The organism is Algoriphagus mannitolivorans DSM 15301 (assembly GCF_000429425.1).
Lineage (GTDB): Bacteria > Bacteroidota > Bacteroidia > Cytophagales > Cyclobacteriaceae > Algoriphagus > Algoriphagus mannitolivorans.
In genome coordinates, this window is the sequence record NZ_AUBV01000005.1 from 215,965 (window position 1) to 235,251 (window position 19,287).

The following is a 19,287-nucleotide window of genomic DNA, read 5'->3' on the forward strand; positions in this document are numbered from 1 at the left end:
TAACTCCAAAAACGCAAAACAAGCGAGTCAGTCAGCTGAGTTTCTTCGGAGACAAAACGCAAATCGGGCACAAAGGAATCGAGGCTTAGACGCATCGATTTGAAACGGGTCACCGCAGAAGTGCTACAACAGATCGGCCCTGAAAATGCTCCTAGAGCAGATTCGGGATACCTGACAGGAAGGAGCTTTTGGTGACAAAAGTTTGAGACGGGCAACCGCAGAACTGTGACACTGGTGTCTAAAAAGGGACAATCCTTTCGAGGAGGCTTCGAACATCAGAATTTTGACCTGGGCAACTGGGAAAAGTCTTTGAACAGTAGCTTGGAGTGATTTGAGGACTATGGTTTTCAAGTCATTAGACGGGAAGATTTCGCAAGAAACTCTTCCCGTTTTTGTTTTTTAGGCGAATAGCCTAAATTCCATTATGAAGCATTTTATAATTCTCTTTTTGAGTTTGATTTTATTTTCCTGTCAAGGAAAAAATCAAAGCGAAGCTCTTACAAAATCTCCTCCCAATGTGATTTTTATTCTAGCCGATGACCTGGGCTATGGAGATTTAGGTTTTTTAGGCCAGCAATACATTGAAACCCCCAATATTGACCGCTTGGCTGCCGAAGGGATGGTTTTTACCAACCATTATTCTGGAGCAACAGTTTGTGCTCCTTCCAGATCAGCCTTTATGACGGGATTGCATACCGGGCATACCCCAATTCGGGGAAATTCAGAAGTGCAGCCAGAGGGCCAGTATCCTATGCCGGATACCTTGATGACCATTTCCAAGATTTTTCAAAAGGCCGGATATGTAACCGGAGCTTTTGGCAAATGGGGATTGGGGATGAACGAAACTACCGGTGACCCCCTAAATCAAGGCTTTGGAGAATTTTACGGCTACCTCTGCCAGCGCTATGCGCACCGCTATTACCCTGAATATTTATGGCAAAATGGACAAAAGGTAAACCTTCCAGGAAACGACTGGACCCAGAAAGTCACTTATGCGCCTGATTTGATTCAGGAAATGACGCTGAATTTTATCAACAAGAATAAAGAAAAACCTTTTTTTCTCTTTATGCCGATCGTGATGCCCCACGCAGAGTTGGCGGCACCGGAGGATGAAATTTTCCAAAAGTACAGGGCTAAGTTTGGGGACGAAAAACCTCACGTGGCTCCTCCAGGAGGTGATTATGGGCTTGAAATGAAAATTCCAGGATACCAATCTACGGATTATCCTAGAGCAACATTTGCTGCGATGGTGGAGCGGATCGACCGATATGTAGGAGAGGTAGTTACGAAATTGGAGGAATTGGGATTAAGTGAAAAAACACTCATTGTATTTACTTCCGACAATGGTGCACATTTCGAAGGGGGTGCGGATTATGATTTTTTTGACAGCAATGGGCCTTTTCGTGGCTTAAAGCGAGATCTATACGAAGGAGGGATTCATGTGCCCTTGATAGTCAAATGGTCGGGAAAGGTGAAAGCAGGAAGCCAGTCGGATCATGTGTCTGCCTATTGGGATTGGTTGCCCACCTTTGCGGAGCTATTGGGGCAAAAATCTCCTGAAGGGATTGACGGAATTTCTTTTTTACCCGCTCTTTTGGCAAAAGGAACTCAAGCCCAGCATGAGACACTTTATTGGGAATTTCATGAATTGGGAGGAAGGCAAGCTTTGAGAAAGGGAGATTGGAAATTGGTGAAGTATCAGGTGAAAGATTCTACCAAAACCACTATCGAGCTTTTTGACCTTAAATCAGATCCCGGAGAACGGCAAGACTTAGCTACTCAAAACTCGGAAAAAGTAAGAGAATTAGAGGAAATCCTGAAGCAATCCAGAATTTCAAATCCTATCTTTAAAATGTATGCTGATGAAGAATACTAGGAAGGGGATTTCTTGTTTTATTCTTTAATAATCGACTCTATCTGAATTTCAAAATCAGGCAGGATTTGTTCAACTACAGCCCAAACAGCCCAAAGATCTACTCCTATATAATCGTGGATTAGCTTGTCTCTCATTCCAGCAATTTTCTTCCATTCATTTTGGGGATAGTTTTCCCGAAATTCAGATGATAGCTTTTTGGTAGCTTCTCCAATTACTTCGAGGTTCCGAATGACTGCGTCCTGTATTAGAGGGGAATTTAAAAAATCAGATTCTGAGAAGCCTTGGGAATATGAATTGATTCTTTGAATACTGGATAAAATATGTTCCAGATAAATTCGAGGATCTTTTTTCATTATAAGATCCGAATTAAGTCCTTTTCAATCAGGGGTTTGAGAGGAGGGTGAAGTGATTTTTGTGTAATAAGATCGACTTTTATCTCCAATAACTCTGAAAGTTCTTGCTCAAGACCAATAAGTTCAAGAAGGTTTATTTTTTCTTTAAAATCGATAAGGATGTCCAAGTCAGAATCCTTGTTTTGATCCCCACGGGCATAAGAGCCAAAAACTCCAATAAGTTTGGGTTGGAATTTTTGTGTAACATTTTTGATGATTGTCTTCTGTTTCTCCGTGATTGCCATTTTCATCATTTAAGTAAATGAAGTAATAAAAGTTAGAGATTTATTTCTAGAAAATAAAAACGGGAGCCATTCGGCTCCCGTTCCCTTACCCAATCATTTACTTATTACCCTATAAGTAGAATGAAAATAGGTGTCAAATTGGCCTTCACTATCCTTCTCTGACCTGCCCGCCGTAATTCTTCCAGTTCCAGAGAACGATCGCCCATTCCTGAGTTTCATCTTCAAACTCATGGATGACTTCAAAGCCTACACGTTTGTGAGCAGATAAAGACCGGAAATTACTCTTGGCTATCTCGGTGATGGCGAAATCATAGGTGGAAGAAAATGTCTCTCGATAGGCCTCATACATCCGGTCAAAAAGGCCCTGGCCACGATGGGATTTCCCGACGCAGATCTGTCCAATGACCATGTAGTCGCAGGAAGAGACCTTTTTGTCCTGATAGTTCAACCGATCAAACTGCTGAAACATCGGAACCAAAACCGGTACCAAGTCCTTGGAAGCTTTGGTCATTGCCAAAATATATCCAACCACAAGCTCATCTTCTTTTGCAATGATATGGGGAGCTATGGAATTCATGAGTTGCAGTTGCTCCATGGAATGTCTGACTGTTACAAAACCCTGTTCGGTTTTTTCTGAGTCAGAAATAGAGTGGAGGTGGTTTTCCCATTGCAGGTCTAAAATCCCCTGCAATTCAGAATTGCTTTCAGCAGATTTGATTTCAATCATTTTCAAAAAAAACTAGAGATTGGATGCCCAAAATACCTCAAAAATTCCTGTTAAAAATCTGATGCTACCAAATATCCCAAGCAGGATGGATTGATTTTGAAATTGCTTAGTTTTATTCCAGTCATCTCAATTTCATCTCTATGAATTTCAATAAATATTTCTTCGGAACCTGGTTTTTCTTATTTGCTCTCTTCGCTTATTGGCAGTTTAATGACCCTGATCCTGAAGTTTGGGTGAGTATTTACGGTGCAGCCATGATCTTCTGTCTATTGGGTGTGCGAGGGATTTTCCCCAAAATTCCTCTGACATTGGTGGTTGTTCTGGCTGTATTAGGAGCTATTTATTTCTTTCCTGGTGGCATTGGAGATTGGATCTCTGCAGAATGGGCCCAAAAAGATTTGACCATGAAAACTCCGGAAATGGAAGAAAACCGGGAGACTTTCGGCTTGGCAATCATCGCTCTCGTCCTTAGCCCAGCTTTATATAAAGCTTGGAAAAAGTAAACGGGTATTTCAATCACCTATTTCAACCTCCGAAGGAGGTATTATTTCAACAATATTTCAATTGTATATCATTAAGCAAACCCATTAACCTGATGAAAAAACTCTTGCTATCTGCGCTGGCACTCTTGCTTGCCTTCGGGGCTTTCGCGCAGCTCCCCAAAACTTCCAAATCCAAGTATTTCGAAATACGGAAATACTATGCTCATCCCGGCAAACTACCGGATTTACTCAAGCGATTTGAGAATCATACCATGAAGCTTTTCGAAAAAGCGGGAATGGAAAACATCATCTATTTTCTTCCCGAAGAAAATACGGACAATTCCATGACCTATATCTTGGGATATCCGGACGAGGCTTCCCGGGAGAAGAGTTGGGAATCTTTTCTAAATGATCCTGAATGGAAAAAAGTTTATGAAGAATCCCATGTCAACGGGCCACTGGTTGCAAAAATTGACCAAACTTTTATGGTCCTTGCCCCCGAACTGAATGATACCCCGATCCCAACTGGAAGTGGAATCTTCCAAATGCGGACGTATCATTGTTTTCCTGACAAGATAGAAAATATCCAAGCCAGATTCAGAGATCACACCAGAGCCTTATTTGAAAAGCAGGGGCTGAAAAATTATCCCTATTGGTTGACAGTGGAAAAGGATGGTAGCCAGCCCAAATTGGTTTATCTACTGGGACATGATTCCAAAGATGCTTTTAATGCCGCTTTTGATCGCTTTAGAACTGATCCGGAATGGATCAAAGCCAGAGATGCATCTGAGGAGTCCGGAAAGATCGTAGAGAAAGTCGATGCGGTTTTCTTCAAGACTTTGCCTTTTTCTCCCATGAAGTGAGGAAGGATTAGAAATTTGAAATTTGAGATTTGAAATTAAAAATTAAAAAAGCCGTTCTGGGAATCCAGAACGGCTTTTTGCTTTGTGGGCCTAAAGGGTGATTACTTTGCGTTGAAGGTAATTCCTGTGATAATGGCAGTCCCTAAATCCGCTCCTTTCGGATCGCTTAGGAAATACAGTTTATGTTTTTTTCCATCCTGCCCACCTGTAATTTGAAGGGTTCCCATATGGAAAGGAATCGGCATTCCTGGCACTTGCATTCCCGGACCTGGATTCACGGATCCTTGACCGACTACGGGTCCGGTTGGGCTGTCTTGACGGATTTCGAATGTCAATGGCTTCGTCACCTCAGACTGAATAGCGATGTTTAAAGTGACTGAGCCAATTCCTGTCAAATCCATGGCCGGCAATGCAAAAGATGCTGCCTGACCTGGAATAGTCAGTAAGGTTTGACCATTGAAAACCATCTTATTAAATCCTACAAATTCGCCGGCCAATGAAAGACTCGGAGAATTGGAAGTCAAAACCAAGGAATTGGCTCCAGTCAAAGGCTTGATATTTTCTCCTCCTTTATCGGTATAGGTGGCGGAAATGACCAAGGCTCCGGTAGGCGAGGGCTGCTTGCCCAAGGTCGGGTCCACAGTGCCTTTTGGAGCAAGGCTAGGCTTGCTTTCATTTTTCAGAGAAAGGATATAGGTCACCAATGCATTTGCATCGGCAGATTTCAAATCCGGGTTGGCTGGCATGGCAGTCTCTCCCCATACGCCTCCGCCACCGTTTTTGATTTTGTTGAGCAGGTAATTTCTATCCCGCTCACGGTATTTTTTAGCGACCTCTGTATAAGCTGGGCCAATAGAGGCCTCGCTTTCTTTATGACAGGTTTTACAGGTCAGAGATTGTACCAGTGACTTTCCGGTCATGGCTTCACTCATCACTTTGTGCCCCATGTCTGCCTCGGCCAAGTCAATACCCGACACATAATCCGCAGACACGTACAAGGAACTCATGTCCAAACTTGCATTAGGCTCGTCGGGATCAGAAGCAGTCACAGTGTAGGAGACTTTCTTTCCAGGGAAATAAAAAGACTGATTGCCATCAATGGCGATCTGAATCACAGGAGCTGTATTTCCGGAGTACACGTTTACCGGTACGCTGCTTCCTTCCAAACCAGCAGGATCTTTAGCAATTACTTTTACTTCAAAATCCCCTACAGAATTGAAAGTATGTGTCAGGGTAGGTTCGGAAGTGGTTTTGGTTTCTCCATTTCCAAGGTCCCAAGTATAAGTGATAGGATCTTTTTCCGGATCACTTGCGCTCGCAGTGAAAGTGACTGTCAGTGGGTTTTTACCCGAAGTTTTATCCACACTTAGGCTAGTCACAGTGGGAGCCCTATTGCCTCCATTGTAATCAATTCTGAATAGACCTGCGTCAGGGTTTTTGGTAAACCATCCATTTCCATACTCGAGGATGTAGATTTTTCCATCAGGCCCCATTTCCATATCCATCAGGGCGTTGAATTTCGTGCCTGGCATGAAAGGCTCCATTTTATCAAAATCCCCATTTTCAGTCATCGTTACGACTTTGATCCATCCTCTGATCCATTCGTAGATAAATAGTTTTCCATCAAAGTAATCTGGATATCGGGTCTCTGCCGGATACATGTCGGAATAGTAAACGGGACCTGCCATGGCATTTCTTCCTCCTGTTCCGACAGAAGGGAAATCAGGGGAAGCTGCATAAGGATACCAAATGAATGCCGGCTGAACTGGTGGAAGCTTTTGCAAGCCAGTATTATGAGGAGAATTGTTTACCGGGCCGGCAGGATCAAAGGCTGGTCCAGGTTGGCCGGTTTCATAATTAAATTCTCGGTAAGGATAGTTGTTTCCGATAATATAAGGCCAACCATAATGTCCGGCCTTTTTCGCCTGATTAACTTCATCATATCCTCTAGGACCTTTCACGTCCAAAGAATCATTGTTGGCATCAGGACCGACTTCTCCCCAATAAAGGAATCCGGTTTTTTGATCCACGGAGATTCTGTAAGGATTTCTGAGTCCTTGGACAAAAATTTCAGGGCGCGTTCCTTCAGTGCCTTGAGGGTAGAGGTTGCCTTCAGGAATGGAATAGCTTCCGTCTTCATTGACTTTAATTTTGATGATTTTTCCTCTCAAGTCATTGGAGTTACCAGAGCTTCTTCGGGCATCGTATTGCTTATTCCCCTCGCGACCGTCCAGCGGGGCATACCCGTTGAGGGTGTAAGGAGTGTTGGGCTGATTGAATGGAGTAGAATTATCACCCGTAGAAAGGAAAAGGTTTCCCTGAGCGTCAAAGGCGATTGAGCCTCCGGTATGGCAGCAAATATTTCTTTGTGAGTAAAGCTCCAGGATCACTTGCTCAGAGCTCATGTCCCAGACTCCGTTTGCAAATTTAAATCTAGAGAGTCGGTTGATTTCCTGATCTCCTGTCGGAGAATAGAAAGCGTAGACCCAGTTGTTTTTGGCATAATCAGGGTCTTTTTGCAAGCCCATCACCCCTTCTTCAGCATTGACTCCCTGAACTTCAGCTTTCCAGTAAACATCAAGTTTTGCCACTTCTTTCAGTTCACCTGTCGCATTGTTATAATGTAGGATCTCACCCCTTCTTTGAGCCACCAAAATGTCCAGATTTGGTAGTACGGTCATTTCTGTAGGTTCAGTAAACTCACCAATAGAAAGTGTAGTCTTGGTAAATCTGTTTTCCTCTGGGGTTCTTTTGGATTTGGCTTTAGCGTAGTCCAATTCCTCATTTTCTCCGATAGCATACTGGATACCAGCCAGCAAATGCTTTAGAAAATTATCTTCTGAAAATGATTCATGCGTATGACCCCCTCCGGTGTACCAAGCACGGCCGCCGTCAAAATCATGATACCAAGCAATCGGATGTTCTCCCATGTCCAAACCTCCTTCATAGGAAGCTTCATCCAGCATTAAGAGCTTTTTGGTGTTGGGATTGACGTTTTTGTAGCTGTACCACTCGTCTGTTCTTTCCCAAGTATTGGGAAGAAAATCTACAGAAGGGTGTTTCTCCCCTGTTTTGGAGATTTTTCCCGGCTGTACGTTGGGGTGTGGGTCGTTTATTCCGGGGTGATCGGCAAAATACCCCCCTACAAGACGGCCATACCAGCCCCACTCGTATTCGGTATCTGCCGCCGCATGGATTCCGACAAAGCCACCTCCGGATTGGATGTAGCGTTCGAAGTCAGCTTCCTGATAATGATCCAGTACGTTTGCTGTAGTGCTCAGAAATATCACCGCGGCATATTGGGCGAGATTCTCCTCATTGATGTTTGCGGCATTTTTGGTGGTGTCCACTTCAAAGCCGTTTTCTGCTCCCAACTTTTGGATAGCAGCAATCCCGGAAGGGATGGATTCATGATAAAATCCTGCAGTTTTGCTGAAGATCAAGACTTTTGGCTTTCCTTCTCTCTTTTTGGAGCAAGAAGCCAGTCCTATCCCCAAAACAAGCAGCAGGACCAATAGGCTACGTAGGTTTTTTGGGTAATTCATGGAAATTATAATTTTTTAGAAAAATAGGGAAAAAGTGCTAAAGCAACGGTTTAAAGTGCTGGAAATGGAAATATTATAGCTCAACCCCCGGATTTTATCGATGAAAATTTTTCAAAGAAGCGCTGCTCCTCGACTTAATTTTACGGGAATGAAATCAGGACTTTTTTGGAAAGTCTTTTCATAACCTTCACTGAGGATAGTTTTAAAAGATTCCAATTCGGAGGTTTTGACTAGATTGATGGTGCATCCTCCGAATCCTCCTCCCATCATCCGGCTGCCTAAGACAAAATCCAAACACTGGGCCTTTTCAGCCAAAAAATCCAATTCTGCACAGCTGACTTCGTAGTCTTTGCTGAGGCTTTGATGGGAATCGTTCAGCAATTTTCCGAAAGTTGCCAAATCTCCAATGCTCAAGGCATGGGCAGCTTCAAGCACTCGCTTGCATTCGGTAATGACGTGCTTGGCTTTTGGGAAAAGATAGTTTGGAATTAAAGATTCAACCTTTACTAAGTCGGATTCAGGGATATCTCTGAGCGTTTTTATTCCCGGAAAATGAGCTTGAAGGATTCTCACACTTTCCTCGCAGGCTTCTCTCCGTTTATTGTATGCCGAATCAGCCAGAGAATGCTTGACCTTGGAATTAGCCAAAATCAGGGAAAATTCCTGGAGATCCACAGAGACTTCTTGATGAGTGTTGGTTCGGCAGTCCAGCAAAAGTGCCTTGCCTTCGGCTCCAAACGAAGAGGTATAAGGGTCCATAATCCCGCAGTTTACTCCGGCGAATAGATGCTCCGCTTTTTGTGCATAAAGTGCGATGTTTTTTTTGGGGATACCCAATTCAAAAAGCCCGGATATCGCAGTGCCGATAGCCACCGAAAGTGCAGCTGAAGAGGATAATCCTGAACCTACCGGGATATTTCCTCCTATCAAAAGATCAAATCCTTCCAATTTGTACCCGGACTGCTGGAGTAGGGCACACATGCCCATGACGTAAGTAGCCCAATGTCCTTTTTTCGGGGATATGTAATCCAGTTCAAAACTGTATTCCTGATCAAAATCCATGGAATAAAGCCTGCAGAGCTTTTGGCTGTTTTTCTGGATTCCAATGTAAATCCCAAAATCCACCGCTGCCGGAAAAACAAATCCTTCTTGGTAATCGGTATGCTCTCCGATCAAATTAATTCTTCCGGGAGCAAAAGCGATAAGGGGAGTGGCCGAAAAAAGGGATTGAAAGGTTTGGGCTAATTGAGGGTTCATGAAGTTAGGATTAGGTTATTGGAAAATAGTTATTGAGGTAAGGTGAACCAGAACCTCAGAAAAATCTAATATGATTTTCCGCAATTGCACCACAATCCAAAATTACTTTGGTTTGGCGGTCGGAAGTCCGAAGACTGAAGCCGACTAAAACTGAACTTCAATCGGGATTTTATTCATATTGTAAGTCCTACTGTTAAGAAAGCGGATATACATAAAATCTAATAACCAATAACTTATTAACTCTTTGCCTCAAAATGTTGGGATGATTTCCTCGGTACCAAGGTGGTCTCCAACACGATAGAGATTGGATCTTCGGAGGCAATTCCGTCCAACTGATCCAATAAGTGGCTGACTGCGAGTTTTCCCATTTCGTAACCCGGTTGTGCTACTGTGGTAAGGGGTGGTTCTACCACAGCGGAAGTGGGATTGTTGGTGAATCCAGCTAAGGCAATGTCCTCCGGGATTTTGATTTCTTGGGACTTCCATTCCGTCATGACATCCACGGCTACCGGATCAATCATGCAAAAAACAGCATCAGGCCTTGGTCTCATGGTCAAGATTTCCTGTGCCACTTTGATGTTGCCCGGCTCTGTCAAATCGGTGATTTTGATCAAAGAATTGTCTTGGTTGACTCCAAATTCAGCCAAAGCCCGTAGATAGCCTTCTTTTCTCTTTTTGGAAATATATAGGTCTTCGGGACCTGAGACATAGACGATTCTTCGAGATCCATTTTCCAGAAGATGTTTGACGACTTGATAAGCTCCGCCTGCATCATTGAAAGTCACCTTGGAGACGGGAATGTCTTCTTGAACACGGTCAAAAAGCACAAAGTTGATTTCCCGCTCGTACAGGTCATACAAATGGTCAAACTGGTTGGTTTCTCGGCTCAAGGAGATCAACAGCCCGTCAACTTGACTGGAAACCAAAGTCCGGATGTTGGCTTTTTCCTGTTCCAATGATTCATTGGATTGGCAAATCATGACATTGTAGCCTCGTTTGTTGGCCATATCCTGAATTCCACTGATGCAGGAAGCAAAGAAATGAGAAGTGATTTCGGGGACGATTACTCCCAGAGTTTTGGATCGGCTGATTCGGAGACTTTGTGCCAATAGGTTTGGCTGGTAATTCATTTCCTTGGCAGCCTCTACAATTTTTCGCTTGGTTTCGGGATGAAGTTCCGGAGAATCTTTGAGCGCTCTGGAAATGGTGGAAACCGACACGCCGAGCTTTTTGGCGATTTCCTTCATCGTAACCTGATGCCCCTTTTTCATGAATGTGCTTTAGTTTTTCTTTCCAATGCAATCGTCTGCAATTACGAATAAAGCAAAGATTTTTAGAATAACACCTATTCTTGATAAACTGTAAAAAGAACAGTCTCTCCCACGGCTTTCAAAGTGCGGGGATCTATGAGGTCCATATTGTCCTGGTGGGTGTGGTGGTAATGGCCAAATCCGAAGTCCGGAGAAAACTCGATGATATCGATCATTGGGATTTTTGCCCATTCATTCACAAAGGCATGGTCATCTAGGATTTCAGGTGCGTCCTGCTGGATAAAAAACCCAGAGTGTCCCAATTGGGCTGCATTTCCCCAGACTTTGGAAACTATTCCTGAGGCATATTGTCTAGAATAGCCTTCCCGATAGAATCTGGCATTTTTCCCGCCGACCAAATCCACCAAGATTCCATAATAGGCAGAATAATTCGGGACATGCTTGTTTTTGGACCAATATTGAGAGCCGTGACACCACCAGATTTGGGAATTATTTCTTCCGGAGGCATTTTCAGGTTCTCCGTCATCTTCTCCGTCAAAGAAAATAAAGTCAATGCCTACCTCTGGCTTAAGGCCTTGCGCAGAAATTGTTCTGGCGATTTCCAGCAAAACACCCACGCCGGAAGCCCCGTCATTTGCACCGTCGATAGGCTCATTGATTCGATCAGTGTCCTTGTCAGCGATTCTTCTGGAGTCCCAGTGTGCCGCCAATAGAATACGCTTGGTAGCATTCGGATTATAAGAGGCAATGATGTTGGTAAGATTCCAGTTTAGCCCATCGTAAGTTTTGGCTTGGAAGTCTTGGGTCTGAACAGACATGCCAAAGGATTCCATTCTGCTGATGATCCAGGATTTTGTGGCGGAATGCCCGGGCGTTCCGGGTATTCTTGGGCCAAAATCCACTTGCTTTTGGACGAAAGCGTAGGCCGAATCAGCATTGAAAATTGGGTAGGGCTTGACGACTACTTCTGGAACTTGGGTGTCGGAAGTTTTTTCTCCGGTACAAGCCCAAGTGAAAATCAAGAGGGCAAAAAGCCAAATGGTATTATTCTTCATACGCCCAATCGATTTTTTCCTTCATGTCTTTAACCACAAAGCCCATGGCTTTCAATCCAGCGCGTATTTCATCCACTTTCGCGTAGTCTCTGGCAGTTTTCGCTTCTGAATAGAGCTTCAGTAACAGCTCAATCATGGCATCCTGCACATCACTTTTTTCCTCAATCAATCCAAGAATGTCCACGACAAAGGTGATAAAGGTGTCCTTCAGTTTGTGGAATACTTCTTCTCCCAAAGCTGCAGAAGAAAGTTGTCCTGTGAATATCGAATTGATTTTTTTCAACATGTTAAACAGGTGTCCAATCGCTTGGGCGGTATTGAAATCATCGTCCATGGCTCGGTAAGCAGCAGCAATACTGCTTTCGATCTGCTTGATCTGGTTTTCATCCAAAGCAAGCTCAGTGGACGGGGAATATTCCAGGGTCCGGGCAATTCGCAATCCATTGATAATCTTTTTGTAGCCTTTTTGAGCAGCTTTTAGCGCTTCATTGGAAAAGTCCAAAGTAGATCGATAATGAGCCGTCAACATGAAGTATCGAATAGTCATCGGGCTGTAAGCTTGCTCTAGAAGCTTATGGTTACCGGTGAACAATTCCTGAAGGGTGATAAAATTCCCCAAGGACTTGCCCATCTTCTGCCCATTGATGGTAATCATGTTGTTGTGCATCCAGTACTTGGCTGGATCCTTATGATTGCAGGCGTTTCCTTGGGCAATTTCGCACTCGTGGTGAGGAAACATCAGGTCCATCCCGCCTCCATGGATATCAAACTGGGTTCCGAGATACTTCGAACTCATCGCAGTACACTCCAAATGCCAACCCGGAAAACCTACTCCCCAAGGCGAATCCCATTTCATCAAATGCTCAGGAGCTGCCTTTTTCCAAAGTGCAAAATCCACAGAATTTCGTTTTTCACCTTGTCCATCCAAATCTCTGGTTCCGCTGACCAATTCGTCAAGGACTCGTCCAGAAAGCTTTCCGTATTTGTAGGAATTATTGTATTTGAGCACATCAAAGTAAACCGAGCCATTGACTTCATAGGCTAAGCCTTCTTTCAGGATAGCCTCTACCAGGGCAATCTGTTCGGGAATATGTCCAGTTGCTCTAGGCTCGATGCTTGGCTTCCAGGTATTCAGCAAAGCCATGTCCCGATGATAGGTGTCCGTATATTGCTGCGCTACTTCCATAGGCTCAAGCTGTTCGAGCTTGGCTTTTTTGGCAATTTTATCTTCCCCTTCATCCGCATCTCCGGTCAAGTGACCCACGTCAGTGATGTTGCGGACATAGCGCACCCGATAGCCCAGGTGTGTCAGATACCTGTTGACTGTGTCAAAAGTGACCGCAGGCCGTCCGTGACCCAAATGTGCGTCACCATAGACAGTCGGTCCACAGACATACATCCCTACAAAGGGTGGGTTGATGGGTGAAAACTCTTCTTTTTCCCGGGAAAGGGTGTTGTATAGCTTGAGTTGGTGCTGTTTCATAGAAAGATGCAAGAAGCAAGAATCAAGAACCAAGAACTGCAAAATCAGCTTAAGGGTTCGGCTTGCAAAATAGGGGATTTGGCTTGGGAAATGAAAGGAATTGAATTCTTGGGGCAGTTAACTTTTCAAAAGTTCAAAACTTTGGAAAAGTTTAAGGACAAACATCCTAAGAATCTTCAAGACTGATTTACCTTTTTTAAATCAAGCCTACTTTTTGTAAAAAATCGATAAAAGTTTCTTTTGGTAGATTCTCCATTCATTTTTATCAAAAATATGGATCAGGTAAACCTTCTTTTCTTCACCTACAAAAAAGTAAATTGCTCTAGCTCCGGCTGATTTCCCTTTATTTTTACTTGAGATAGAAATTCTGATTTGAAAAGATTGGAACCTAAAGGGGGACCGATTTTATAGTCCTTTTCAAGCTCTAGAATGAGTTCTAGGAGACCATTTTAAGAGAAGGGTATTTTTTAAAAAGCCGTTTGAAAAACTATTTAAAATCTGGTGTAAGAATGACTTCATAATTCATTCAAAAAGTCTTTTCCAAGCTCTTTTTTTTGTTTTCCCTGCTTGATTTATTTTACCTGATCTAGGCTAGATTCCAATTCAGAAATAAAATCCAAAAAATCTGCTTGTTCCACCAATTCAAATTCATTTCCCTCCTTCTTCAAAAAATCAGTGAAAGACTGAATTTGCTTTTTACTTTTTGGGTATGCTTTGATTCTCAGGGTTTCCATTTTCTCAAGGTTTACAGAACAAGAAATCGCTTCAGACTTTGTTTCATAATTGTGCTAGTTACGCAAACATCAATTTACCTTTTGGTTTTGGGATAGTTCTTCCCAATTCTTTAGCCGTTTCGATCCATTCGGAGATGACTGTTTCCGCATTTTTTAGCGCCTCAGCATAGGATTTTCCATCAGCCGCACAACCAGCTAATTCTGGGACCTCAGCAATGAATGCCTGGTCTGCTTCACTCCAATAAATGATGATTTCGAATTTATAGTCAACTGTCATTTTCTTCTAATTTTAATTGATACTTCAATATAAGGTTTCTTACTTGTTTCACCTGATAGGGTTTGGCTTTGGCCTGGTTTTCTTGAATGTTTAGAATTTCCTCCACGTCTTCTTTGGTGAAAATATGATGGCTTCCTTTGATCCTTTCCGAAAAACCAAAAAGGATCAATAATCTCCTGAACTGTTCAAAATCTACATTGGCATCCGAACTTCCGGAAAGAATTTTTATCAAAAGTTTTTGGTACTTCCCCATATTCCTGCTTTGAGTCACTTAAAAAGAACCTGAATTTTTAACTTAATCCGGATTTAATCAACTGGTTTTGAAAAAAAGAAAGACCTCCGATCCCATAGAACCAGAGGTCTTGATACTAAAATCCAGCTACTTGATACTACTAATCAATGCTTGAAATGTCTCACTCCTGTCATGACCATGCTCATACCGTGGGCGTCACAGAAGTCAATGCTGTCCTGATCTTTGATAGATCCTCCGGGCTGAACAACTGCAGTGATTCCAGCTTCGTGCGCGATCTCCACGCAATCCGGGAATGGGAAGAAGGCGTCTGATGCCATTACAGCTCCTTTCAAATCAAAGCCGAATTCCTTGGCTTTGATAATGGCCTGCTTCAGCGCATCTACTCTGGATGTCTGTCCTACTCCGGAAGCAAAAAGCTGATTGTCATTGCTTAATACGATCGTGTTGGATTTGGTATGCTTGCAGACTTTAGCAGCAAACACCAATGCGTCCATTTCTTTTTCGCTAGGAGCCACTTTGGTAGCTACTTTAAAGTCTGATTTGCTCTCTGTAGCCAAATCTTTGTCTTGTTCGATCACTCCGTTCAAAAGAGTTTTGATCATTTTGGTACCCAGTAAAGCCATCTTCTGGCGAAGGAGAATTCTGTTTTTCTTTCCTTTCAATACTTCCAAAGCATCTTCCGTAAATTCTGGTGCAATCAATACCTCGAAGAATAGAGAATTCATTTCCTCAGCGGCAGCTTTGTCCACGGACTGGTTGGTGACCAAGACACCTCCAAAGGCAGAAAGGGTATCCGCCGCGAATGCCTTTTGATAAGCTTCTTTTACTGTACTTGCAGTTGCACAACCGCAAGCATTGGTATGTTTAAGGATGGCAAAGGCAGTTTGGCCTTCGAATTCTGCAATCAGATTGACTGCAGCGTCCACATCTACTAGGTTGTTATAAGAAAGCTCTTTTCCGTTCAGCTGATCAAAAAGATCGTCCAGATTTCCATAGAAATGGGCAGCCTGGTGCGGGTTTTCTCCATAACGAAGTGCTTTGGCTTTGCTTTCGGAGACTTTTAAAGCTGGGATGTTTTCGCTTTGGTTGAAATAATTAAAAATGTGCGTATCGTAGTTGGATGACACCTGGAAAGCCTGAGCGGCAAAGTACCTTCTGTCCTCTAAGGTTGTTCCTCCGCTTTGTGCTTTCAGTTTTTCCTCCAATTCTCCATACTGGTTTTTGGAAGCAATGATGATGACGTCTTTGAAGTTTTTGGCAGCTGCTCGGATCAATGAAATTCCTCCGATGTCGATTTTTTCAATGATGTCTGCTTCGGAGGCCCCAGAAGCGACAGTTTCTTCAAAGGGATACAGGTCTACAATTACCAGATCAATTGCGGGAATGTCATATTCCACTGCCTGAGCCACATCTCCCTCATTTTCTCTTCTGTAAAGAATACCTCCGAACACTTTTGGGTGGAGAGTCTTTACCCTACCTCCAAAAATAGAAGGGTAGGAGGTCAGTTCTTCCACAGGAATCACTTCAGCACCTTGTTCCTCGATAAACTTCTGAGTGCCACCGGTAGAGTAGATTTTCACTCCGTGCTGCTTCAAAAGCGCGATGATTGGTTCTAAGTTGTCCTTATAAAAGACTGAAATAAGAGCTGATTGGATTTTTTTGACGGCCATTTTTTAGATGGATAGGTGAGAAATCAAGAAGGGGCAAAGGTAGGAAAAAAGAGCGGAAGGGGAAGGGGCAAATGATAGAATAGCTGAAGATTGACTAGGTCTATTTGATCTTTTTTTGAAAAAATCAGACCGACCAAACCTATCCTCTCTTCCTGATAAAATGACTTTGTGCAATTCTGTTTACAAAAAGGGTGGTTTTTTTACAATCAAAAACCAGGGGTTTTGATAATGGTCCAAACAGAGGAATTCCGCCTCCCAAAAGGACTGGGATTACAGTAATCACCATTTCGTCAATCAGGTCTTCTTTCAAAAAACTCTGAATGGTTTTTCCTCCGTCAATGTATAATCTGCCGAATCCTTTTTGATGAATTTGAGCCAAAACCTCACTCAAACTTCCACTGACCAATTCTACTTTTCCCTGGAATTTTTCAGGTATTCCTATCAGGCTGTTGCTCAGGACGAAAACGGGCTTTTCATAGGGCCAATCGATGTCAAAGGAACATACTTTTTCGAAAGTACCTCTTCCCATCAGCAAGGCGTCGATTTCGGCCATGAAACTGTAGTAGCCAGTATCCACTTGGTTGATCTCCGGAAATGTTTCCAGCCAATCGATTCCTCCTTTGGAATCAGCGATATATCCATCCAGGCTTGTGGCGATAAATACTTTGTTACTTTTCATGGGGGAAATATACTAAACAAGCTTGTCTCCATTTACCTTGAGAATTGTGCTGGTAGAGAAGTGTTTTTCTCAGGACTTTGATTTTGTTTTTTGTTTCTAAGTCTATTTGAAGTAGGAGTTTTTCCTCAATTTTTGTCTTTAACTCGCTAAGTACACCTCATTTTGAACAAGTCCGCATGGATTAGGTCTAGTGTTTTTGAATTTCACCAATATGGTACTACAACCAGGAAGTACTGGCTCATCGCAGGTGGACAAGTGAAAATGCAAATGGGGGAAATTATTGGTATATCCGGAATTGCCACTTAAGCCAAGAGTGTCTCCTTGGAGAACCAATTGTCCAGGTTTTACAACAATACTATGCTGTTTTAGGTGGGAATATCCCATCGTTGTTCCGTCCTCATGAAGGATTTTTACAAGATTCTCATTTCCAAATGAAAGATTGACACCATCAGGATTGTCATTCCTCACCTCACTTACAATTCCGGATCTGGATGCAATGACGGTTGATCCGATAGGCATATCGAAATCATATCCGTATTGGTAGGCTCCTTGGTGTCCGCCGCAGGTGTTGTTGTTACCCTGATTGACCCGAAAACTTAAGCCTTTTGGATAGGGAAGAATGTAGGCTGACTCAGTCCATTCGTAATCCTCACAAAAGAGATTTTTCCCAGATTCACAAGGGGGATCTAGAGGTTTGCATTGAAATGATAGGGTCGTCATCACGACTAGCCATACCAATCGCCGAAAAGCAAGATTCTGGGTTGTTTTGGACTGACTTCTGGCATTCATAATCTAAAGGCATTTATTGCAAATTCTCCCAAGAGAAAAGCCCAATTCATAAATGGCTTAAAGCAAACTATCGATGACTTCCGGAAAATACCGATGCTCCAGCTCATGGATCTTTCGAGCTATATCCTCCGGAGAATCTTGGGCTTCAAGGGTTGTGGCGGCCTGAAAAATGATTTTGCCCTCGTCATAGTGCTCATTGACCAAGTGGATGGTAATGCCGGTTTCTTTTTCTCCGGCGGCTTTCACGGCCTCATGCACATGCATTCCATACATGCCCTTCCCTCCATATTTGGGTAAAAGCGCCGGATGGATATTCACCATACGATCAGGAAATGCCTGAATCAAGTCCTCAGGGATTTTGAGTAAAAACCCCGCCAATATCACCCAGTCTATTCCTTCTTCTTGGAGTTTTTTCAGGAGATGGCCTGCTTCCATTTCTTTACGGGTAAAAGAAAAAGCAGGCACTCCGAATTTTTTTGCCCGCTCCAAAACATACGCATCAGACTTGTTGGAGGCAATCAATGCTACTTCCCCTTTGGTAGATTTCTGAAAATATTCCATGATTTTTTCGGCGTTGGAGCCTGATCCGGAGGCAAGTATGGCAAGTCGTTTCAAAGTATGGGATGAGTTATTTATTCAAAATTAACCGCTCGATTGGGAATCTTTACAAATCGAACAAAAAATGCGACCCCTGGAGAGCCGCATTTTTTAACTAAAAAAACCAACTTAAAGTCCTAAATGGTCACCATGTCTTCTTCTACATCGACCAGAGCTACGGCACCATGGATGGCTGTTTCGTCCAATTCTGAAATTAAAATTTTCAAATCTTCCAAGACATTGGGATAGGCAAAAGTCTGAAGGGTTTTGTAGAGGGAGTTTTTGAAAAGAGGAAAAGATTTCCGGATTGAGCCTCCCAAGATGATAGCTTCTGGAGCAAGGGAGTAAAGGATCATTTTCAGCAACTCACCTAGGTGATGACCAAATTCCTCAAAAGCCTTTTGGGCTTCTGGATCTCCTGCCATTGCTTTTTTAGCCAAAGCTTTTGGCTTGTTGTTGTAAAAATTCTGGAAAAACTTCCCGCTGCAGTAGTACTCAAAATTATGATCTAAGTAAGGAGCGCTACACCACTCTCCCGCAGCAGAAAATACCCCGGAATACAAGTGTCCATTGATGACAATTCCTCCTCCGGTGCCTGTCCCCAAAGTGATCCCCACCAGGTTTTTGAAGGGTCTGCCTACACCGTATTTATGCACTCCAATGGCAAAGCAATTCGCGTCATTATTGATAAATACCGGCTTTTGAAATATTTCGGTAAGGTATTTTTTCAACTCTACGTGCTGGAAAGAAGGAATATTTGCAAGTCCCAAAACCACCCCTTCCCGCGTGTCAACCAGGCCGGGGATTCCTATCCCTATCCCTACAAAGTCATAGTGCTCGTAAGTCTTGATAAAATCAGATATCGTTTTGAGGATGAATTCCTTGGACTCCTGTGCTGGAGTAGGGATGGACCTTATGTCTTCCAAATGCCCATTGACCAAGACCCCGCCTTTAATTCCGGTGCCTCCAATATCTAATCCTAATATGGCCTTTTGCATAGGCTCGGGTTATCGTTAAATGTTTGAATAGGTTAAATGAAGAAAGCAGCCGGAAAATTCCGACAGCTTTCTTGAGTTCCTTTGTTCGGGTCAA

At 43.1% G+C, this 19,287-nt stretch carries 19 protein-coding genes; 3 read left to right on the forward strand and 16 right to left on the reverse strand.

The window, feature by feature from the left end:
- Positions 1-424 precede the first annotated feature (424 nt).
- The gene (locus G458_RS0105740; RefSeq protein ID WP_026951056.1) at positions 425-1,876 is read left to right on the forward strand and encodes an arylsulfatase; all 1,452 of its coding nucleotides are present in this window, start codon (positions 425-427) and stop codon (positions 1,874-1,876) included.
- 17 nt (positions 1,877-1,893) lie between these two features.
- On the opposite strand, the gene G458_RS0105745 is transcribed toward G458_RS0105740, so the two are convergent.
- From G458_RS0105745 to G458_RS0105755, 3 genes are all read right to left on the reverse strand, one after another.
- Positions 1,894-2,229: a HepT-like ribonuclease domain-containing protein gene (locus G458_RS0105745; protein ID WP_026951057.1), complete on the reverse strand. Its 336-nt coding sequence runs from the start codon at positions 2,227-2,229 to the stop codon at positions 1,894-1,896.
- The gene (locus G458_RS0105750) at positions 2,229-2,519 is read right to left on the reverse strand and encodes a nucleotidyltransferase family protein (RefSeq protein ID WP_026951058.1); all 291 of its coding nucleotides are present in this window, start codon (positions 2,517-2,519) and stop codon (positions 2,229-2,231) included. Before G458_RS0105750 ends, G458_RS0105745 begins: the two co-directional genes overlap by 1 nt.
- A gap of 142 nt (positions 2,520-2,661) precedes the next feature.
- On the reverse strand, positions 2,662-3,240 hold the full coding sequence (locus G458_RS0105755) for a GNAT family N-acetyltransferase (RefSeq protein WP_026951059.1): 579 nt from the start codon (positions 3,238-3,240) through the stop codon (positions 2,662-2,664).
- Between the two features lie 140 nt (positions 3,241-3,380).
- Between G458_RS0105755 and G458_RS0105760 the strand changes: the two genes are divergently transcribed.
- Both G458_RS0105760 and G458_RS0105765 read left to right on the forward strand, forming a co-directional pair.
- Positions 3,381-3,743 (forward strand): transmembrane 220 family protein, encoded by a 363-nt coding sequence (locus tag G458_RS0105760; RefSeq protein WP_026951060.1) that lies wholly within the window; start codon positions 3,381-3,383, stop codon positions 3,741-3,743.
- A 92-nt stretch (positions 3,744-3,835) separates the two neighbouring features.
- Positions 3,836-4,585: an NIPSNAP family protein gene (locus G458_RS0105765; protein ID WP_026951061.1), complete on the forward strand. Its 750-nt coding sequence runs from the start codon at positions 3,836-3,838 to the stop codon at positions 4,583-4,585.
- Positions 4,586-4,686: 101 nt separating this feature from the next.
- Here the strand turns inward: G458_RS0105765 and G458_RS0105770 are convergent, their stop codons facing one another.
- From G458_RS0105770 to G458_RS0105835, 13 genes are all read right to left on the reverse strand, one after another.
- A complete protein-coding gene (locus G458_RS0105770) occupies positions 4,687-8,130 on the reverse strand; it encodes a ThuA domain-containing protein (RefSeq protein WP_026951062.1) in 3,444 nt (1,147 codons plus the stop codon).
- Positions 8,131-8,241: 111 nt separating this feature from the next.
- Entirely contained in the window at positions 8,242-9,387 is a 1,146-nt protein-coding gene (gene galK, locus G458_RS0105775) for a galactokinase (protein ID WP_026951063.1), read from the reverse strand.
- Positions 9,388-9,623: 236 nt separating this feature from the next.
- A complete protein-coding gene (locus G458_RS0105780) occupies positions 9,624-10,658 on the reverse strand; it encodes a LacI family DNA-binding transcriptional regulator (protein WP_026951064.1) in 1,035 nt (344 codons plus the stop codon).
- 74 nt (positions 10,659-10,732) lie between these two features.
- Positions 10,733-11,713, reverse strand: coding sequence for a M28 family peptidase (locus tag G458_RS0105785; RefSeq protein ID WP_026951065.1), 981 nt, complete (start codon positions 11,711-11,713; stop codon positions 10,733-10,735).
- Positions 11,703-13,196, reverse strand: a complete 1,494-nt coding sequence (gene cysS / locus G458_RS0105790) for a cysteine--tRNA ligase (RefSeq protein WP_026951066.1) — start codon at positions 13,194-13,196, stop codon at positions 11,703-11,705. Before cysS ends, G458_RS0105785 begins: the two co-directional genes overlap by 11 nt.
- A gap of 572 nt (positions 13,197-13,768) precedes the next feature.
- Positions 13,769-13,930 (reverse strand): hypothetical protein, encoded by a 162-nt coding sequence (locus G458_RS21765; protein ID WP_157359709.1) that lies wholly within the window; start codon positions 13,928-13,930, stop codon positions 13,769-13,771.
- Between the two features lie 58 nt (positions 13,931-13,988).
- Positions 13,989-14,207 carry a type II toxin-antitoxin system HicB family antitoxin gene (locus tag G458_RS0105805; protein WP_026951068.1) on the reverse strand — a complete coding sequence of 73 codons (219 nt, stop codon included), beginning with the start codon at positions 14,205-14,207 and terminating at the stop codon, positions 13,989-13,991.
- Positions 14,197-14,460: a type II toxin-antitoxin system HicA family toxin gene (locus G458_RS0105810; RefSeq protein WP_026951069.1), complete on the reverse strand. Its 264-nt coding sequence runs from the start codon at positions 14,458-14,460 to the stop codon at positions 14,197-14,199. The genes G458_RS0105805 and G458_RS0105810 overlap by 11 nt, the downstream gene beginning before the upstream one ends.
- A gap of 143 nt (positions 14,461-14,603) precedes the next feature.
- Positions 14,604-16,130: a bifunctional phosphoribosylaminoimidazolecarboxamide formyltransferase/IMP cyclohydrolase gene (gene purH / locus G458_RS0105815; protein ID WP_026951070.1), complete on the reverse strand. Its 1,527-nt coding sequence runs from the start codon at positions 16,128-16,130 to the stop codon at positions 14,604-14,606.
- Positions 16,131-16,269: 139 nt separating this feature from the next.
- Positions 16,270-16,809 (reverse strand): dihydrofolate reductase family protein, encoded by a 540-nt coding sequence (locus G458_RS0105820; RefSeq protein ID WP_026951071.1) that lies wholly within the window; start codon positions 16,807-16,809, stop codon positions 16,270-16,272.
- A 138-nt stretch (positions 16,810-16,947) separates the two neighbouring features.
- The gene (locus G458_RS21345) at positions 16,948-17,598 is read right to left on the reverse strand and encodes a M23 family metallopeptidase (RefSeq protein ID WP_051287058.1); all 651 of its coding nucleotides are present in this window, start codon (positions 17,596-17,598) and stop codon (positions 16,948-16,950) included.
- Between the two features lie 57 nt (positions 17,599-17,655).
- Positions 17,656-18,213: a phosphoribosylglycinamide formyltransferase gene (gene purN / locus G458_RS0105830; protein WP_026951072.1), complete on the reverse strand. Its 558-nt coding sequence runs from the start codon at positions 18,211-18,213 to the stop codon at positions 17,656-17,658.
- Positions 18,214-18,332: 119 nt separating this feature from the next.
- Complete coding sequence (locus G458_RS0105835; RefSeq protein ID WP_026951073.1) at positions 18,333-19,193, reverse strand: ROK family protein; 861 nt, start codon at positions 19,191-19,193, stop codon at positions 18,333-18,335.
- Between the last annotated feature and the right edge of the window lie 94 nt (positions 19,194-19,287).

Excerpts from the sequence above, each read along its gene's own strand:
- G458_RS21765 (WP_157359709.1), bottom strand. The coding sequence starts at position 13,930 with ATGGAAACCCTGAGAATCAAAGCATACCCAAAAAGTAAAAAGCAAATT.
- G458_RS0105810 (WP_026951069.1), bottom strand. The coding sequence starts at position 14,460 with ATGGGGAAGTACCAAAAACTTTTGATAAAAATTCTTTCCGGAAGTTCG.
- G458_RS0105755 (WP_026951059.1), bottom strand. The coding sequence starts at position 3,240 with ATGATTGAAATCAAATCTGCTGAAAGCAATTCTGAATTGCAGGGGATT.
- G458_RS0105745 (WP_026951057.1), bottom strand. The coding sequence starts at position 2,229 with ATGAAAAAAGATCCTCGAATTTATCTGGAACATATTTTATCCAGTATT.
- G458_RS0105820 (WP_026951071.1), bottom strand. The coding sequence starts at position 16,809 with ATGAAAAGTAACAAAGTATTTATCGCCACAAGCCTGGATGGATATATC.
- cysS (WP_026951066.1), bottom strand. The coding sequence starts at position 13,196 with ATGAAACAGCACCAACTCAAGCTATACAACACCCTTTCCCGGGAAAAA.
- G458_RS0105740 (WP_026951056.1), top strand. The coding sequence starts at position 425 with ATGAAGCATTTTATAATTCTCTTTTTGAGTTTGATTTTATTTTCCTGT.
- G458_RS0105805 (WP_026951068.1), bottom strand. The coding sequence starts at position 14,207 with ATGACAGTTGACTATAAATTCGAAATCATCATTTATTGGAGTGAAGCA.
- G458_RS0105835 (WP_026951073.1), bottom strand. The coding sequence starts at position 19,193 with ATGCAAAAGGCCATATTAGGATTAGATATTGGAGGCACCGGAATTAAA.
- G458_RS0105760 (WP_026951060.1), top strand. The coding sequence starts at position 3,381 with ATGAATTTCAATAAATATTTCTTCGGAACCTGGTTTTTCTTATTTGCT.
- G458_RS0105770 (WP_026951062.1), bottom strand. The coding sequence starts at position 8,130 with ATGAATTACCCAAAAAACCTACGTAGCCTATTGGTCCTGCTGCTTGTT.
- G458_RS0105750 (WP_026951058.1), bottom strand. The coding sequence starts at position 2,519 with ATGAAAATGGCAATCACGGAGAAACAGAAGACAATCATCAAAAATGTT.
- G458_RS21345 (WP_051287058.1), bottom strand. The coding sequence starts at position 17,598 with ATGAATGCCAGAAGTCAGTCCAAAACAACCCAGAATCTTGCTTTTCGG.
- G458_RS0105780 (WP_026951064.1), bottom strand. The coding sequence starts at position 10,658 with ATGAAAAAGGGGCATCAGGTTACGATGAAGGAAATCGCCAAAAAGCTC.
- galK (WP_026951063.1), bottom strand. The coding sequence starts at position 9,387 with ATGAACCCTCAATTAGCCCAAACCTTTCAATCCCTTTTTTCGGCCACT.
- G458_RS0105785 (WP_026951065.1), bottom strand. The coding sequence starts at position 11,713 with ATGAAGAATAATACCATTTGGCTTTTTGCCCTCTTGATTTTCACTTGG.
- G458_RS0105765 (WP_026951061.1), top strand. The coding sequence starts at position 3,836 with ATGAAAAAACTCTTGCTATCTGCGCTGGCACTCTTGCTTGCCTTCGGG.
- purH (WP_026951070.1), bottom strand. The coding sequence starts at position 16,130 with ATGGCCGTCAAAAAAATCCAATCAGCTCTTATTTCAGTCTTTTATAAG.